This window comes from Synechococcus sp. PROS-U-1 (genome assembly GCF_014279755.1).
In the GTDB taxonomy this organism is placed as follows: domain Bacteria; phylum Cyanobacteriota; class Cyanobacteriia; order PCC-6307; family Cyanobiaceae; genus Parasynechococcus.
In genome coordinates this window covers 1,495,152-1,512,187 of sequence record NZ_CP047951.1, presented here as the reverse complement: position 1 = coordinate 1,512,187, position 17,036 = coordinate 1,495,152, and the positions used below count along the sequence as shown (strand labels likewise).

Below are 17,036 nucleotides of genomic sequence, written 5' to 3'. Positions count from 1 at the left end.
GCAACAGCTATTGCACTATTCAGTGCGGGTATGGCTAGCACCCTCAGTGTTTTGCTCATAGCATTTCGGCGTACCTATCATTTGGAGAAAGACCGTACACTCATGAAAAGAATGAGGCGTCGACTTAATCGGATGCTGTTGAATCAAAAGTCATAGAACCATCGATCAAATTCCGAAAAATCTTCTTTAATCTTGGATTGAATATGTTCCGGAAGTGCAGTCATGAATTGCATGCATGAGTTGACGCTGATAGAGGATCCTGATGTGTTCCCAAATCTCTTGCTTCGGAGATCAAGATACTCGCACTTGAATTCGAGTTGGGCAAACTCGAACATGGATTTCACTGTTGCCTTTGCGTTGAAGCAAACATCTTCAAGTCGAATAACAGTGCATCGATCACTTTCCCATGCGTATTGATAGCCCTGATAGGCAGAGCCCATATAAAGACGTTTTGGCTCTTTCCAGTTTTCATACCAACTGTCGATCTCTTCAATTTTTTTACCTGATCGTTTGAAGTCGGAGAGTGCAAGAGATCTTGGGTCTTTGATTAATACAATTGCGGGAAGATCCAGTCTCGATTGAACGGTTTCCAACTGTGTGACGTATCGAGGTGTTTTATCAAAAACAAAGTTGGGTTTTTTGTTTTTAATAATACTTGATCGCTCAAATAGACGCTGATAAAAAAGATTAAAGCTTTGGGCCTGGCATGCATAGCTCAGGTCATCTTCATTGATGCCCCAACCAACTGCCATATGATTGCGGAAGGGGACAAAGCTCAAAAACTCGCTGGGATTTTCGCAGAGCAGTACGCCACATTCAAAACCTGACTCGACTTCAGGATGTTCCCTGAACAAATCAGAGGCCATCGTCGTTCCGCTGTGCTCCAATCCACAGATTAGAAAGGATAATTCAGGTTGCATGATTGTTTCTGGGTTGAGCATTGATTTGAGTTTTTTAAACATATTCCCTCAAATGTTGTGGACATTCTGTTAACGCTTTGATGAGATCATCGAGTTCGTTAGGCCGAATGACTGTCCCTTGAGGAGACTCACTGTTGAGGAGTGGTTCGGCCAAGGCACCTGAATTGCTTGCAATTACCCAGAGTCCTGCACTCAGAGCTTCTCGTGTTACCAAGCCAAAACTTTCGGGCCATATGGATGGGGCAACCAAAACGTCTTGACTTGCATAGAACTGGTTCATCTCATCCATTGCAACAGGAGCAATAAATCTCACTGGATAGCCATTCCAGGACGCATGGTACTCATCAGTTTTAGTTGTGAGGCGATGATCCACAACTGTAAATTCGAGGTTTAAATTCTGCTGCATGGAATGGATGGCTCGTCGAAATAATTGATATCCTTTATGTAAAGACATTCCACCAATGTGGCAGACTTTGATTGGTGTTTGATGTGATCTCTCTCTCTTGGTTTGAGGGTCAGTACTCGCCATTGATGTGAATTGATTCTCTTGTACGACGACATCCGAGATTCCGGCAGATTCGCACACTTTTTGGAAGGCAGCCGAAACAGCAATGCGTCGATCGGCACCTTCCAGAATTGTGTAGAGAGCCTTTCTCCGAGCAAGAGCATCAGATTTCTCTTCCTCGCCTGGCTCGTCGTCAAAGTGATCCAGTGGATCGGCTGGGTTGATCAATCGTCCAGCCGGCGAAACCAGGAACTGTTCTTCGCTCATCCACCAGGCATCATGCATGATGATTTCATAGGGAATATCTAGTTTTTGAGCTGCCACCAATGGTGAAGCTGTCAGGATCTGGCAGCAATGGCATTGAATCAAGTCAAATTTCTCATCCTTGAAAAACTGGCTGCAGAAGGCTTCGATGTCTTCATCTTCGTGGATCGACCATGGCTTGGCAGGCAAGTTGAGGCGAATCACCCTTGCCCCTCTCCAGGTGGAATGATCAATGGTGATTGAATCCCTGTAGCTGGTCTTGTCTTCGATCCAATTTGATTGGAGTTTGATCAATTCTTCGCCGGATGTACCTTGCAGAGAACGTTGTTGATTCGTTTCTTGAACAAGATCAGAATCTTCATTCTCTAAACCTTTTCTAATATTTTTCTTATTTTTGCCGATGTCTGCATGCCAACGATCGTATTCTGTGCATAAAACAGTTACATCGTAATCAATATTCTTGTCTGAAAGCATGTTCATGACGTAGTCCTGCGCTACCCGTGTTGCACCACCAACACTTTGTGGCGCAAAAAATACATTAATGACAAGAACCTTTTTCTTGATCTTCTTGGTTTCAAGCGCTTGTGGCTGGATCATCTTCGTCCAGATTCCTTCTCCAACTGAAGTATTAAATTGCTTTATTGCTGATTGATAAGCACTTTTTGCCAATGACTGTCTGAATGCAGGTTGCTCGATTAACGTTTTAAGACTTGTTCGCCACTGCTCGAGATTAGAAGCAATCAGAACATCCTTTTGATCTGTCGTGACGTCTGTGTAAGCTTTCACCGGTGAGCATATGCATGTCACTCCACACAAGCTTGCTTCCATCCATTTGATTGCACTTTTCGCATGGGTTGTTGGATGAACTTCAAGGGGAACCAATGCGATAGATGCCTGTTCGAGTAAATTCAAATAGGCCGAATAGCTGCTGAATGGTATTGATTGAATCCGATTGCTGAATTTTGAAAAATTTGATGGCAACTCGATGTGGCCTACGACAATTAATTCAATATTGGCATATTTCTCAAAAGCTTCAAAAAGCACAGGGTAAATAAAATCTTTGAGAACCTGCTTATGGGATAGGGTTCCCGAAGTTAAAGCAATTTTGATAACATCATGCGTAGGCTTGCATCCTTCTGTGTTTGCTAGTTTCAATCCGACTTTTTCGAGCTCGGCCATGGGAAGATTTGGAACAATCTGAATGGGTTTGTTTTTGTCATCAAGTATATTCCTGCATGCATTTTTCAAAGCTGACGTTGAAACAATCACTTCATCAACAGCATTTAAAATCCCAAGTCTGAGTGGGTAATCGACACACAAGTTCTTGTATTGTTCGATCAGAATTGAACCACCGTAGGATTGAAAATCTGCAGGATAATCCGACGTAAAAATAAGGTCATCTATTTCCGCATATGTATGTTTGCCACATTGTTTTGCAAAAGCAATTGCGCGCAAGTACGGATACATCGCCGGCAGTCGACAGAAAATTACTGCATCTGCCCATACAACGTCATGAGTAAATGACCAATAGCGCAGCTCTTCTTGCTCAATACAGCGAACTTCACAACCCATGTTTTCGAGATATGTTTTCTTCTGAAGTACACGGTACATCCAGCACTGTGCAAGCTCTTTTTCTCCAACAATTAACCATTTTTTTTGTCTGGTTGGCTTCCCTCTCTGGCTTGCATGATCTATATCGTCTGAACAGTTATTCCACAGGAGATTAACAAGATCTTTTTTTATCTCAATCATCTCTTGATGCAGATCAATAATACTGCTGCGTGAAAAGTTAAGGCTTATCATCTTCGACACAAGCATTTGTGCAGAATTGCTTGTGATATGACCGAGTCGCTCTACCCAATGACGAGGCTTTGCTTGGCGAGGATTCTCAACCAGATATGTGGGAAGAATCTCTTGTATTGTGGTCGTGATGTTGCGGTGAATTGCTGGGCAATATGTTGCAAAATCAATGGCTGCAGCGTAATAAAATAGATCATGTTTTGTTATGCCTTTTTCAAGTTGATTGCTGTAATGGCAAAGCAAATACGTGAATCTATCGCCTCGTTCGTGCGCCAACTTTGTGAATGCATCATCGAAGTGTTGTTCGTTCTGAGACTTCAAGATAGACCGTAGATGAAATGCAAGTTTCGGCGCGCTGTACGTCTCATGGAGTATTGATGAGAGGGCTTCCAATAGATTGTATGTAGATGCCGAAAATCGTGAATGCGACTTTTGCAGGAAAATGGTTGCAATTAAAACATCATAAAGTGGCCTTATGTATTCATCAAAAAGAGCTTTTTCCCATTTTTGAAGCCCTGCAAAAATTCGTTCTTTCAGGTTTGAGGCAATGGAATCAAGGCTATCAAGGTGTTGACTGCTGGCTGATTGAGACACCGCAGGTGAATGTCTATTGATGCCATCTGAATCCAGTGTTGCGATCAGTTTGATCCATGCAAGCAAGACAAGCTCAAGTCTGCTAACAGATTCCTGTGGACTTCCATAATTCAGTGCCGAATTCTCGTTGTAGCAGTTGATGACATCAATGACTGGAAGCTCCTGCCACCGATTCGTCATGCATTGCATTGCCGTATATCTAAGAATTTGTTGGCGAATTGCCAGTAAGCATTGTGAGTTATTAGACGTTTTGAGATAGTCGAAGATCTGTTTTTTGCGTTGCTCTTTTGGATCGTCTGAATAAAGGATTTCTACCAAGACATCCTGATTGTTTTTGATGTCTAGTTTCCATGCTTGTTCGTTGATGCTCTCATGGCTTTTGCTTTCAATTACTTTCAGACTGATTGGTTCATCGAGCGTTTGCTTCAGTGGGAGTTCTTTTAGGATTTTGAGATCAATCGCAAAACCACAGTCGATGTTGATTCCCGCCACAGCGAGATCTGGACGTTCTAATACAGCTTTACCCTCTCCGATGACTTGGTTTCGTTCTTCCCAGATGACGCGAAGAGTTGAAGTGCCTTCGCCAAAGTCAGAAGCATCGACCCATCCCCGCAGCATCAAGCTGTCTTGAAAACCATCAATATGACCGCGAAGCCGTTTGCTTTGATGGGCTTTCTCTTCTCCCTTTTGGGTGGTTACTTCTAGAGATTCTGTTTGAGTGTGACCACTCTCAACGTTTGGTGATTCAGCCTGTAATATCGGAGCCTTTGTTCCTGTAAAGACATCTATGATTCTCTGGATTTGACTTTCTGCTCTCGTCTTAAGGATCTTGCTGATTGAACTTTTGGGCTTGTAATTAATTTTCCCTAGTGTTACTTGTCGCAGGAGGAATAAGTCGTTACCGCCAAATCCTGCTTCTCTGTACTCGTTTAGCTCTACTGATTGAAGTAAGTATTGAACCGTTGGATGGATGAAGTGCTCCGACTCACTGGGCGATGCTAGAGCTTGAATGGGTCTGGAACACCCTGCTTTCTGCCAAAGAAGCTGGCTCGCACTTTTGCGTTCAAATCCATGTTCTGCGAGGTAGTTGTCAATCGACTCCTTCCATATTAGGGCTAATGGATGAAGTGTTAAGTCAATTGATGAGCAGTTTTTAAGGAGTTTTGCCGATCGTTTAAGTGTTAGTTGAGGGTCTCCCTGGGCAATAATCAGACTAAATTCTTCGTTGCTATGATCGGTGTCTGAGAGGATGTCCTGAAGTTTCCTGTTTTCAACATCTTTTGTTCCGAAATGTTCAATCTCCCAGGCTGGATTGCACCATTTAAGTTCAGCTTCGTCGATGATGCCGTTGAGGCTTGGCTGATTGAAGCTATGCCAGGTCTTTGTTGTGCCAGGCTTTCCGATTGTATGTTGCCTGATATCAAAATTATCCGCTCTTGGTTTTCTGTTGGCCCGCTTTTGAATTAAAGGTAATGCCCATTCGTCCTGATCGCCGGTGATCACGACAAATGGCCTGTCATCCTCTGGTGTGGGGCAAAGGGCTGCAGGTCCGATATAAACGCACAGATCATGTCTTTTTTGCTGCGACATGGCGCGAGAAATTAATCCCTGATGATTCTCTCAAAATAGCATGCCAGCTTTATATCAATGCCTATTTATCTGGATTAAGCTCAATATTTTCGCTCAGTTGTAAGACTCATTGCGTTTCTGGGCTTGGTAGATCATGAGCAGGACCATGCAGATTGTTCCAATCAATGGCCCTGGAGGTAGATCAATTGCTACAGCCAGCATCATCCCTCCGCCGCATAAGAGCAAGCCTGTGCCGGCGCTCCTCAACATGAGTTCCTTCAGGCTTCGGCTTTGCTCGACGTGAACAAGCACTGGGGCGCAGAGCAGTCCAATCACCAAAATGACGCCCACAGCTGTAATGGCGCTGATGATGACCAACGCTGTGACCAGGCTGCAGATCAATCGAATCAACGTCACAGGTCGCTTGGCGACTGCTGCGCCTTCTGGGTCGATCCCGATAAAGACCAGGTCTCGATAGCCCCAGATCACCATCGCCAAAAGTGCGGTGGCTGAAACTGCTGTGCGTGCGAAGTCAGCTGTGTTGGCTGCCAGCAGATCCCCGAACAAAACCGTTTCCAGGTCAACCCGCGCTTCCAGCAGTGGCACCAACAGCACCCCCAGTGCTGTGAACCCCGCCAGGACGGTGTTCATGGCACCTTCCTCTCGGCCCTTGAAGCGTCTGTTCAAACGTTCTGCCAATAGAGCACCCAGTAGCCCGCTGACGAGTCCACCAATGCTCGGGTCGATGCCGATGGCGAGGGCGACGACCAGTCCTGGCAAGACGGAATGGGCCATCAGATTGGCCAAAAGGACCCGTCGTTGTGTGATCAACAGGGCTCCTGTGGCTGGACAGATGGCTCCAATGAGCAACGAGATCACCAGTGGCAGCAACCACCAGATGTCGATTTCAGCCACAGCAATGGCTCCCCATCATGCAGGTCATGTCACTCAGTTTTTCGCGTACCGCAGTGGGAGATCCAGTGGCAAGGATCTGGCGATCCATCACCACCACCTGGTCATAGTCATTCAGTGCACTGCCCCAGTCGTGGCTGCTCACCAGAAGCGTCTGGCCTTTTTCAGCCTGTTGCCGCATAACCCTGAGCAAGTGTTCCCGTGTCGGTGGATCGATGGCGCTGCAGGGTTCATCCAGCAGCAGGATGTCGGTTTGCTGCATCAACGCTCGTGCCAGCAGAATTCTCTGTTGCTGACCGCCGGAGAGCTGGCTGAGGCGACGTGAGCCCATGGTTCCCATACCCACCCGGTCCAACAGCTGGTCGGGTTGGTTCGCAACTGTGGTTTTGCGTTTGCTCGGCATGCCCAGCCGCACCATGTCTTCGGCGGTGATCGGAAATGACCAGTCAATGGCTGCCCTCTGGGGCATTAAACCGATGGGCTTGCTGGAGTTGATCGATCCTTTGCTTGGTTTGAGTCGCCCTTCCAGCAGGTGCAACAGCGTTGACTTGCCCGCTCCGTTTGGTCCCACAAGCGCCGTAAGCGTTCCCGCCTGCAGCTGAAGGTTGACGCTGTCAACGGTCTGACGGCCCCCGTAGCTAAAGCACAGCTCGGTTGTGCTCAGCACGCACGATGAATTGCTCATCAAGTCGTCATGGGCCTGAATTTGGCCGCTTGTTGTTTTGCACACTCCATGGTGGCGAGGAATCACGCATTGCAGTAAACGATAATGATTCTCATCGTTGGCGTCCATGCGTCGTTTAGTTCGATCAACAGGGCTCGGTGTTGCCTTGGCCCTTGGCGTTTGCTTTGGGCCGGCCCATGCCGCTCAACCTGTTGTTGTTGCTGTCGATGGCACGCTCTGCGACATCACGAAGACGTTGGCTGCCGGTTCTGCATCGGTGACTTGCCTGATTCCTCCTGGTGGGGATCCCCATTCCTATCGATTGAAGCCCAGCGATCGCAGCCAGCTTGCCAAAAGTGATCTGGTTGTCCACATCGGTTTTGGTCTTACCCCTTCGGCCAGAAAACTCAAGACGCCTGGCACTGTCGTCGCTGTCGGTGAAGTGGCTCTGCCCTCCTATCGAGGCAGCGACCCGCATGTTTGGCATGATCCTGCCAACTCAGCAGCCATGGTGAGGGTTGTGTCCCGTTCTCTGGCACCTGTTTTGCCTGCCAGTGATCGTGCTGCCTTGCAGCAGCGCACTGACCGTGCCGTTGCCGTCTTCAATGCCCTTCAGCGTTGGGAAGCACAGCAGTTCGCTTCGTTGCCATCGAAACAACGGGTCCTGGTGACCGATCACAAGACCTATAGCCATCTTGCAGACCGCTTTGGACTTGTTGAAATTTCAATGTTGGACAGTCACACCACAGGTGGCGTTTTGCGTCCTTCAAGTCTCCGCAAGATCACACAAGAGGTGAAAGCTTCCGGTGCAAAAACAATCTTTGCACCATCGGCGACTCCCAATAAAACCCTGAAGCGCATCAGCAAGAACACCGGTCTACCGATTGCAACAACTCCTCTTTTTGGCGAAGGGATCGCATCCGGTCGAAATGCTGTTTCAACCGCAACGCTCAATGTCTGCACGATCGTCAACGGCCAGGGAGGTTCCTGTGATCAGTCAGGGGCGAAGGCATTGAATTCGCAGTGGTCTTCCATCCGCTGAATTAGCTCATAGCAAACGCTCAAACCTCTTCAATTTCATCTCATGTTTCGGTCTCGATTTCTGCTTCTGGCTCTTCTTTTGAGCCCTTTCGCGTCTATTGCTCCTGTTCAAGCGCACGGCTCCCATGGTGGTGGGGAGGAATCGCTTGAAGCTGGCGAATTTGACTTCACGCCCATCCTTACCGTCGAAGGGCACGGTGGATTTGACACCAATTTGGATGGTGATCCAAAGCACTACGCGATTGATGGTCTCTTTGGTGGCGTCTTCGAGTGGGGGTTGGGGAACGGAGGCTCCTTTGCCATTGAGGCGGCCGTAGGACCAGCACTTGTCTGGGGAGAAGCCGAGCACTTTTACGGCAAGGTTCATGTTCACGGTGATCACGATGATCACGGTGATCACGATGATCACGGCGACCACGATGACCATGGCGATCACGATGATCATGAGGATCATTCAGAACATGACCACCATGAAAAGCATGAAAAACGCTCAAAGAAAGGCAAACGTGGCAAGCGCGCTAAACATGCGAAGCATGACAATCATGATCACCACGAACATGATCATGAAGATCACGATCATGACCATGCCAGCCATCGACGCAGTAAGGCAAAACGTTCTGCTGGGCCCAAGTTAAAAGCCAAGCATGATCATCATGATCATGAAGGTCATGACCACAAGGAGCATGATCGTCCTCGGCGGAAGAACAAGAACAAGGCTCATCGAGATCACGACCACAAAGGTCATGATCACAAAGCTCATGCCCATGACGACCACGGGCATGACGATCATGGTCACGAGAGCCATGGTCATGACGATCACGGTCATGCCCACAGTGAGCACGCCCATGGACATGACACCGATTTCAAGCGGACTGATGTCCGAGGTTTTCTGCAGGCGCGTTATGCACCGAATGATCGTTTGAGTTTTGCCCTCTCCTGGAACCCTTATTACGTCACCCAAGATCAAGGTGATGATATTCAGGGCCTTAAGAATGAATTGGGGGCAAATATTACTTGGGCTTTAGGAGATGGTGATGTGAATTTTGGCCTGGGCGATGGTCTGGAGGATTTGGTGAACGGTGTTTATCTGTCGCTGGATCACCGTCAGGGCTGGGAGTCTGATGGTATGTACGTTGGTAATTACACCGACCCACGTGTTGGCTTGGGATTTAAATTTGGTAATGATGAAATCTCGTTGATGGTTGAAGCTGGTCCTCGTTTCTATGTTCCTGGCAGTTATGCAGGCTTGGATTCAAGGACTGACTTCGCTGGTGAAGTTGAACTATCAGTGCCCGTCGGTGATGCCACGTTGTTTGTGCATTGGCAGCAGACATACAGCTGGGATGATGCTCCAGGCTGGGGTGAAGGCTGGCAGCATCATGTAGGTACAGGTGTGACTTTTGCGTTTTAAGTCAAGTGAAGGGTGAGTAGTTGTTAAGAGCGGCCTTTGTGCCGCTCTTTTTTTGTGCAGCTGTTGTCGGGTATCGCTTGTGACTGTCTTGAAGATGTTTCCTGTGAATTCCGGCTCCTCGAAGATGAATCCTGAAGTTGGCTCATGGGCCAAGGTTCTCAAGCGCTTACGACGTGTGGGATCGCGCCATTTTCATTATTCATTTGAGCTTGATGGCGGCCATTCTGGCTTCGTTTTGCATAAGAAATCGCGCCGTAAGGGGCGTCTTCGGATGTTCTTGGATTCTAATGACAACGGACTTTTGGACCGGCGTGATCAGTTATTGGTTCGTGGCGTTCTGAAAAAGCCGTTCTCGTCGTCCAGGACCGGTTCCCTGTTGCGTGGTTCCGAGGATGGTGCGATTACGGCCAAGGTTCACGTGATGGATCAGCCTGATCATGACCATGGTGATCATGGTTCGCCAAAGGATCCTGTGGGGATTAATTCAATCGGTTTTGAGCACATGAGTCTCTGGACTGATGCCATGGCTGAAGCCTTTCATGATCATGGTGCAGCGCACCATCATGATTCGATGATGATGTGAGTTTCTTGCTGGTTCACTCTCATTGTTCGAGTTGATCTTGTGCGTCGGTTGATCAACCAGCGTTGAGCCATTGCGCTTCGCTGATGTTGTCGTTGATCACCTTGATGATCTGCAGGTTGTCAGCGTCGATGAGTCCAGCACGGGCATCATTTTGGTTGGCTTGTGTCAGCGTCATCAACAATTGGTTCGTCGCAGGGTTCCACTGGATGGGGCTCCCCGCCTTGAGTGTCCATGGGTTCAGCTGCATCCGTCGCTTGACCTGCCCGTCTTCACCGAGCAGCACCAGTTCGTGATTGCCGCGTTGCTGCTCCCAGCGACCAAGAACCGCCCAGATCCGTTGGCCGCGATGGTCACAGGACACTCCCAGCACCGCTTGATCGCCAAGGTGGAGTTGCTTCGGTGCCTGCCCGGGAACCACCAACTCGATTGATCGTCGGTAATCCGGCCAGTGGCGGATCAACACAGCCCGTCCTGAAGCGCCGCAGAAGGCCCCCAGCTCCCTGCTCCCGGGAAGGATCTGGGGCTTTTGCTCGCTCTTCCTTAGTGCTCGAAGTGTCAGTCCGTCGTACACGGGCATCACAACGCCTCCCCCTGCGGGCAGCAACTGCATTGGCCCGGATGGTTTCAAGGCCAACTGTTGCCGCTTGCCATCCGCCTGTACGAGCAACGCTTGATCGCTCCCCGGGCGGAAGCCACCGCTCTGTACCAGAAGATCGCCGTTGAGGTTGCTGCTGAGGTGGGCGAAGAGCACCTCTCCTCTGAACAAGGGCTTCCGGCTGTTCACCGTCGGAGGACCCAACTCTGGCAAGGTCGAAGCGGTGCTGTTCGTCGTCATTTGTGCCAACCACACCTGTTCGGTGCCGTTCTGGTCTCGCCTCACCATCGCGATGCCTCGGCCGTTGCCTAAGGGCACGACGCTGGGGATGGCGGGCCACACCTGACTGATGGCGATCCAGTCTCCAGAGCGGTTCTGCAGTTGAACCTGTTCGCCTCCCTCCACCGGCCGCGTTGCAATCAGCCAAGGTCTTGGATCCCACCACCATTGCTGCTTCTCCAGCATCAGTGCGCGTTGGTCTGCGCCTGCCAGGGACAGCGCGATCGGGGCCTTCAGCACGACATCTGAATCGATCACCATCCGCAGAGGTGTCGTCTCTCCCATCCACCGATGGGCCAGGTTCGGCTCGAGCCGCGTGGCGTCGCTGACGCTGGCCCGATTCATCGGTCGACTGAACTGCAGATCAAGGGCAGCGGCACCACTCTGAACCTGTTGGGGCATGAGGCGCACCAGCCGTGGAGCTCGGCGCATCAGAAGCTGTTGCTGTGCCAGAACCGCCGCTCCGGCCATCAACATGACCATCAACAACCGCTGCTTCATGGCTCCAGGGGCCGTTCTGGCCTCGCAATCGGTGTGATGCTTGATGGAACGACGACAGGGATGCGCCGATCCTTCCGGCTTTGTACTGTCATCGTCCCGCTTATGGCTAACCACTGGTTGGTTTTTGGTGTGAACCACTCCGGCCACTCCACTGCCAGGCCAGCGGGTGTGGCGTCGGCAAGGCAACAGCGAACGGTGAGCCTCGCGATCAGCGGTGGACCCTCCGGCTGCCTCCAGACAAAGCCGCTGATTCGCACAGGGTTGTCAGCGACAAGATCGGGGTCTGGCTGGCTGCGCAGGTAACGCACCCATTCCGTGAGGCTGCGTTGTTCTGGCGGCAGCACAAATGCCAATTCCGGTGGATCTGGAAGGCCCTGGGGGCGGTTGCTGGCCAGGTCACTAAAGGAGGGGGTCGGCGGCACCATCAAAACCAGCACGCCCATCAAGCCGCTGAGCAGCCAGGGCCATCGCCAACGTTCCCGGCGGCCACTCTTTTGCAGCAAAAGGGCCACTCCCGCCATCAGCAACAACAGGCCGGTGACCCCCACCAGGCTGTGAAAGACCCCCCGCAGCAGCAGGTCGAGGCGGCCACTGTGGAAACTCCACAGAAGTGTGAGGCCCCAGAGCACCATCAGGGATCCGCTCTTCAGCACGACCAGACCCTCACAGCTGCCACAGGTTGATCCACTGACCGATCAGCAGCACCCCAAGACTCGCACTGATTGCAGTGATCACGATGGCCCGTGGGCGCATTAGCACCGTGAACAAACCCGCCAGTTTGAGATCAACGACGGGGCCCAGCAACAGAAACGCCAGCAGGGCTCCTGGCGTGATCTGAGCTGCAAATCCGAGGGCGAGAAAGGCATCCACGCTGGAGCAGACCGACACCACGACGGCCAGCAGCATCAAGGCCAGGATCGACGCCGTCGGTGCGCCCCCAACGGCCAAGAGCCAACTGCGCGGCAGCCAGGTCTGCACTAGAGCTGCGATCACACACCCCAGCACCAGCAGAGCCAGGAGATCGAGAAACTCGCGGCAGCTTTGATCCAATACCTGCCAGCCCTTGATCCGTTGGTTGGTGGCTGGACGTGTTGTGGTGGATGAAGCTCCAATCAGGCCACTGCTGCGCTGCAGCAGCCCCACGTTGCTCAAGGGCTGGCTCATGCGGCGTTCCTCCAGAAGCGCTGTTGCCAGCAGCTGCGTTTCCGGCAATTGCACCAGCAACAAACTCAGAAGAATCGCCAGCAGAAAGGCCCCCAACGGTCGGGCCACCAGCAGCCAGGGTTGATCGGGAAAGGCTGCCCAGGTGCTGGCCAGGACGATGGGATTGAGCACCGGCGCAGCAAACAGAAAGCCAAAGGCGGTGCCCATCGGTGCGCCGCTGGCCAGCAGACGGCGGGCGACCGGGACATTGCCGCATTCGCAGGCCGGAAGTGCAAACCCCATCAAGGCCCCGATGATCGGAGCCAGCACTGGGTTCTTCGGGAGCCTGTCGATCCATGCGCCTGGAGGCACCGCCCAACGGGCCAGCCCGGCGATGGCGACGCCCAGCAGCAGGAAGGGAATGGCTTCCAACAGCAACCCCTGAAAGATCGCCCAGGCGGTGGCGAGCTTGTCCAAGCGTTTGGGCGTCAGGGGCCTTTCAACGTTCCCAGTTCAGGCCGCCAATCGGTGGCTGTCGACATGGTTTGTTGATCGGCCCGCGCGGCAGGCTGGACCGACGTTGGCCAGGGCCTGGGATGGGTTGGTGCTTCTGGATTGATCGCGGTGGCACCTTCACCGATCTGATCGGTCGCGATCCAGAGGGGCGGCTGCATGTGCGCAAGGTGCTGTCTGAGCAGGCGAGTTCTGGAGACCCTGCGGTGTCGGCCATGGTCGCGATGCTGGATTCGGCGTCGTCTCGTGAGGATTTGGGGGATGTCGATGAGGTGCGCCTCGGCACCACCGTGGCCACCAATGCGCTGCTGGAGGGCTGTGGTGCGCCATTGCTGTTGCTCACCAATGCCGGCCTCAGGGATCAGCTGTGGATCGGCGATCAGCATCGCGATGATCTCTTTGCACTTCACCAGCCCAAGCGATCCTTCCTGGCTGAAACGGTGCTGGAGGTGGCCGGTCGACTCGATGCCCGGGGGGATGAGGTGGAGGCCTTGGTGCTGGATCAGCTGTTGCGGCGGCGCCTGGAGGAGCAGCGCCGTTCCGGTCTAGACGTCGCCGTGGTGGCGTTCCTGCATGCCCAGCGCAATCCAGTCCATGAGCAGCGTTGTGCGGCAATGCTGCGCGAGGTTGGCTTTCGCACCGTGGTCTGCTCCCATCAGGTGAGCGTGATGCCCCGCCTGGTGCCGCGGGGGCAGACGGCGTTGGTGGAGGGGGCCGTGCATCCGGTGCTGGATGGCTACCTGCAGCAAGTGCGAGGGGCGCTGGGATCTGCCACGCCACTGCGGGTGATGACTTCCAGCGGCGCGTTGCAGGCTCCCGCCAAGCTGCAGGCCAAAGACACCATCCTTTCCGGACCGGCAGCCGGAATGGTGGGAGCGATCGCGGCGGCGCGGCTGGTCGGTTTTGAGGGGGTGCCGGTGCTGGGGTTCGACATGGGGGGGACGTCGACGGATGTGTTCTGCGTGGCTTCCGCTGATGCCCAGGCGTTGCGGCAGGTCAAGGAGCAAACCGAGATCGCCGGCTTGCAGTTGCTGGCCCCCCGCTTGCCGATTGAAACGGTGGCGGCCGGAGGCGGATCGGTGCTGGAGCTGCAGGGGGGGCGCCTGCGGGTGGGTCCCCGCTCAGCCGGGGCGCGCCCGGGACCGGCCTGCTACCGGGCGGGCGGACCGCTCACCATCACCGACGCCAACCTGCTGTTGGGGCGTCTGCAGGTGCAGCGCTTCCCGGCGGTGTTCGGCGCGTCCGCTGATCTGCCACCGGATGTTGAGGTCGTGCGGCGTGCCTTCGCCGACCTTGCCGAAGCGCTCGGGCAGACCCCGGAACGCGTGGCGGCGGGGGCGTTGCAACTGGCGGTGGAATCGATGGCCGCTGCCATTCGCCGGGTGTCGCTGCATCGGGGGCAGGACATCCGTGGTGGGGTGCTGGTGGCCTATGGCGGTGCCGGTGGTCAGCACGCCTGTCGCCTGGCGGATGAACTGGGGCTCAACACGGTGCTGTTGCACCCCATGGCTGGAGTTCTCTCCGCCTTTGGAATGGGACAGGCCCGGCAGCGCTGCCGCAAGCAACTGCATCTCGGCGCTCCACTGTCTCCTGCCCTGCTTGCTGGCTTGCCACATCAGGTTGAGGTGCTGGCCCATGAGGCGCAGGAGGTGCTGCGTCGTCAGGGTGATGGTGCAGAGCCGGCCGCTGGGGCACCCGAGGTTTGGGTCAACATTGCCCTGCGTTATCCCACTGCCGACCAGACCCTGGTGCTCACCTGGTCTGCCGAGCAAGGCGTTGATGCGGTGATCTCGGCCTTCCAGGCGAGCCATCAATTGCGCTTCGGCTACTGCATCGATGACGATCAGGCCCTGGTCGTCGAACAGCTCAACGTCGAGGTCACAGCACCCCAACAGTTTGAAGCGACAGCAGCGAATGGGCCGAATAGGCCGAATGGGATTGCCGAACGAACGTCAGAACTGGCGGTTTTCCAGCTGGTGCCGATGCACCTCGAGCAGAGTGGCTGGACCCAGGTTCCCCTGTACGAGCGCAGTGCCCTGGTGCTGGATCAAAGGATCTCAGGCCCGGCTCTGATCGCGGAAGCCACCGGCTGCACGGTGCTTGAGGAGGGCTGGCAGGCACGGGTGGCGCAGGGGGACTCGTTGTTGTTGGATCGCCGGCAGCTGCAGGTCGGTTCCCCCTCTCTGGCGGAGGGTGATGCGGACGATCCGCTGCAGGCGGAACTGTTTCGCCACCGCTTCATGGCAATCGCCGAACAGATGGGGGAACAGCTGCGGCAGAGCAGCCGGTCTGTGAACATTCGCGAGCGCCTGGATTTCTCCTGTGCCTTGTTCGATGGCATGGGTGCCCTGGTGGCCAATGCCCCCCACATTCCGGTGCACCTGGGTTCGATGGGCGACAGTGTGCGCGACCTGCTGGCCCAGGTGGCTGCCGGTGATGTCGCACCGCTGCAGCCGGGCGACACGCTGCTCAGCAACGACCCCTTTCACGGCGGCACCCATCTGCCCGATATCACGGCCATCTCACCGGTGTTCTGCAACGGGGATCAGCCCAGCTTCTTTGTGGCCAGCCGGGGGCACCACTCCGATGTGGGAGGCATCGCCCCAGGGTCGATGCCGTCCTTCAGTCGCACCATTGCAGATGAGGGGCTGCTGCTGCGCAACCTGCTGTTCGTGCGCCAGGGCCGGGTCCTGTCCGCTGATTTGGAAGCGGTGTGGAGCGGCATGGCGACGCCGCCCCGCAATCCATCAGAACTACTGGCCGACCTGCAGGCGCAGGTGGCGGCCAACCAGGCTGGGATTGTGGCGCTGCAATCCCTCGTGGAGCGGGAGGGGGAGGCCCTGGTGCAACAGCAGATGACCTTGCTGCAGCAGGAGGCGGCCAGCAGTGTTCAGCGGCTTCTCTTGCGCCTGAAGGACGCCCGTCATCAGCTTCAGCTGGACGATGGCTCGTGCCTGATGGTGGAGGCCAGGCTTGACCAGCAAAGCCAACGGTTGCGGTTGGATTTCAGCGGGACATCGCCCCAACGGCCGGGCAACTTCAATGCCCCCCTGGCGGTGACGCGCGCGGCCGTGCTGTACGTGATCCGTTGTCTCCTCGACAACGACATCCCCTTGAACGAAGGCTGTTTCGCGCCCCTCGATTTGGTGGTGCCGGCAGGCTGCCTGATCAATCCGCGGTCTCCCGCCGCTGTGGTGGCCGGCAATGTGGAGGTGTCTCAGGCGCTCTGCAATCTGTTGTTCGGTGCCTTTGGTGTCCAGGCGGCCGGCCAGGGAACGATGAACAATTTCAGCTTCGGCAATGGGCGCTGTCAGTACTACGAAACGGTTGCCGGTGGTGGTGGCGCTGGGGAGGGCTTTGCGGGCTCCGTGGGCCTGCAATCGCACATGACCAACTCAAGGCTGACGGATCCCGAAGTGCTGGAAAGCCGTTATCCGGTGCGGCTGGAATCCTTCGCTGTGCGTTGCGGCAGTGGTGGGAACGGCCGTTGGCCTGGGGGCGACGGCCTGGAGCGCACGATCCGTTTCCTTGAACCGATGTGTGTGTCGTTGATCAGTGGATCCCGGCAGGTGCCTCCGTTCGGGCTCAACGGTGGGTCCAACGGAGCTTGTGGTGTGAATCTGCGCCTGGACTGTCACGGGGCGGAGCATCCCCTACCCGGTTCTGTTCAGCTGGAGCTCGAGGCTGGCGAGGCCATTCGCATGCTCACTCCGGGGGGAGGCGGCATGGGAGGTTGAGGGGG

The 17,036-nt window shown here is 54.2% G+C and carries 11 protein-coding genes; 4 read left to right on the top strand and 7 right to left on the bottom strand.

What is annotated here, in order from left to right:
• Positions 1-143: 143 nt before the first annotated feature.
• From SynPROSU1_RS08360 to SynPROSU1_RS08345, 4 genes are all read right to left on the bottom strand, one after another.
• A complete protein-coding gene (locus SynPROSU1_RS08360) occupies positions 144-962 on the bottom strand; it encodes a sulfotransferase (protein WP_186570113.1) in 819 nt (272 codons plus the stop codon).
• Entirely contained in the window at positions 955-5,673 is a 4,719-nt protein-coding gene (locus SynPROSU1_RS08355; protein ID WP_186570112.1) for a glycosyltransferase, read from the bottom strand. The genes SynPROSU1_RS08360 and SynPROSU1_RS08355 overlap by 8 nt, the downstream gene beginning before the upstream one ends.
• Positions 5,674-5,766: 93 nt before the next feature.
• A complete protein-coding gene (locus tag SynPROSU1_RS08350; protein ID WP_186570111.1) occupies positions 5,767-6,567 on the bottom strand; it encodes a metal ABC transporter permease in 801 nt (266 codons plus the stop codon).
• Positions 6,560-7,249: a metal ABC transporter ATP-binding protein gene (locus SynPROSU1_RS08345; protein WP_186570110.1), complete on the bottom strand. Its 690-nt coding sequence runs from the start codon at positions 7,247-7,249 to the stop codon at positions 6,560-6,562. Before SynPROSU1_RS08345 ends, SynPROSU1_RS08350 begins: the two co-directional genes overlap by 8 nt.
• A 106-nt stretch (positions 7,250-7,355) precedes the next feature.
• Between SynPROSU1_RS08345 and SynPROSU1_RS08340 the strand changes: the two genes are divergently transcribed.
• From SynPROSU1_RS08340 to SynPROSU1_RS08330, 3 genes are all read left to right on the top strand, one after another.
• Positions 7,356-8,270: a metal ABC transporter substrate-binding protein gene (locus SynPROSU1_RS08340; RefSeq protein ID WP_186570109.1), complete on the top strand. Its 915-nt coding sequence runs from the start codon at positions 7,356-7,358 to the stop codon at positions 8,268-8,270.
• 78 nt (positions 8,271-8,348) lie between these two features.
• Positions 8,349-9,680: a hypothetical protein gene (locus SynPROSU1_RS08335; protein WP_304623043.1), complete on the top strand. Its 1,332-nt coding sequence runs from the start codon at positions 8,349-8,351 to the stop codon at positions 9,678-9,680.
• Positions 9,681-9,768: 88 nt separating this feature from the next.
• Complete coding sequence (locus tag SynPROSU1_RS08330) at positions 9,769-10,263, top strand: hypothetical protein (RefSeq protein ID WP_186570107.1); 495 nt, start codon at positions 9,769-9,771, stop codon at positions 10,261-10,263.
• 52 nt (positions 10,264-10,315) lie between these two features.
• On the opposite strand, the gene SynPROSU1_RS08325 is transcribed toward SynPROSU1_RS08330, so the two are convergent.
• From SynPROSU1_RS08325 to SynPROSU1_RS08315, 3 genes are read right to left on the bottom strand one after another with little or no spacing between them, the layout of a single operon-like run.
• Positions 10,316-11,638, bottom strand: coding sequence for a hypothetical protein (locus tag SynPROSU1_RS08325; RefSeq protein ID WP_186570106.1), 1,323 nt, complete (start codon positions 11,636-11,638; stop codon positions 10,316-10,318).
• A complete protein-coding gene (locus SynPROSU1_RS08320; protein WP_370586280.1) occupies positions 11,635-12,270 on the bottom strand; it encodes a TIGR03943 family protein in 636 nt (211 codons plus the stop codon). Before SynPROSU1_RS08320 ends, SynPROSU1_RS08325 begins: the two co-directional genes overlap by 4 nt.
• Before the next feature lie 31 nt (positions 12,271-12,301).
• Positions 12,302-13,258 carry a permease gene (locus tag SynPROSU1_RS08315; RefSeq protein ID WP_186570105.1) on the bottom strand — a complete coding sequence of 319 codons (957 nt, stop codon included), beginning with the start codon at positions 13,256-13,258 and terminating at the stop codon, positions 12,302-12,304.
• A gap of 119 nt (positions 13,259-13,377) precedes the next feature.
• Between SynPROSU1_RS08315 and SynPROSU1_RS08310 the strand changes: the two genes are divergently transcribed.
• The gene (locus SynPROSU1_RS08310) at positions 13,378-17,031 is read left to right on the top strand and encodes a hydantoinase B/oxoprolinase family protein (RefSeq protein ID WP_186572314.1); all 3,654 of its coding nucleotides are present in this window, start codon (positions 13,378-13,380) and stop codon (positions 17,029-17,031) included.
• Positions 17,032-17,036: the final 5 nt, after the last annotated feature.

Bases quoted from the DNA above. Each gene is read 5' to 3' on its own strand.
- SynPROSU1_RS08345 (WP_186570110.1), bottom strand. From the start codon at position 7,249: ATGAGCAATTCATCGTGCGTGCTGAGCACAACCGAGCTGTGCTTTAGC.
- SynPROSU1_RS08325 (WP_186570106.1), bottom strand. From the start codon at position 11,638: ATGAAGCAGCGGTTGTTGATGGTCATGTTGATGGCCGGAGCGGCGGTT.
- SynPROSU1_RS08320 (WP_370586280.1), bottom strand. From the start codon at position 12,270: ATGGTGCTCTGGGGCCTCACACTTCTGTGGAGTTTCCACAGTGGCCGC.
- SynPROSU1_RS08355 (WP_186570112.1), bottom strand. From the start codon at position 5,673: ATGTCGCAGCAAAAAAGACATGATCTGTGCGTTTATATCGGACCTGCA.
- SynPROSU1_RS08310 (WP_186572314.1), top strand. From the start codon at position 13,378: ATGGGTTGGTGCTTCTGGATTGATCGCGGTGGCACCTTCACCGATCTG.
- SynPROSU1_RS08360 (WP_186570113.1), bottom strand. From the start codon at position 962: ATGTTTAAAAAACTCAAATCAATGCTCAACCCAGAAACAATCATGCAA.
- SynPROSU1_RS08340 (WP_186570109.1), top strand. From the start codon at position 7,356: ATGCGTCGTTTAGTTCGATCAACAGGGCTCGGTGTTGCCTTGGCCCTT.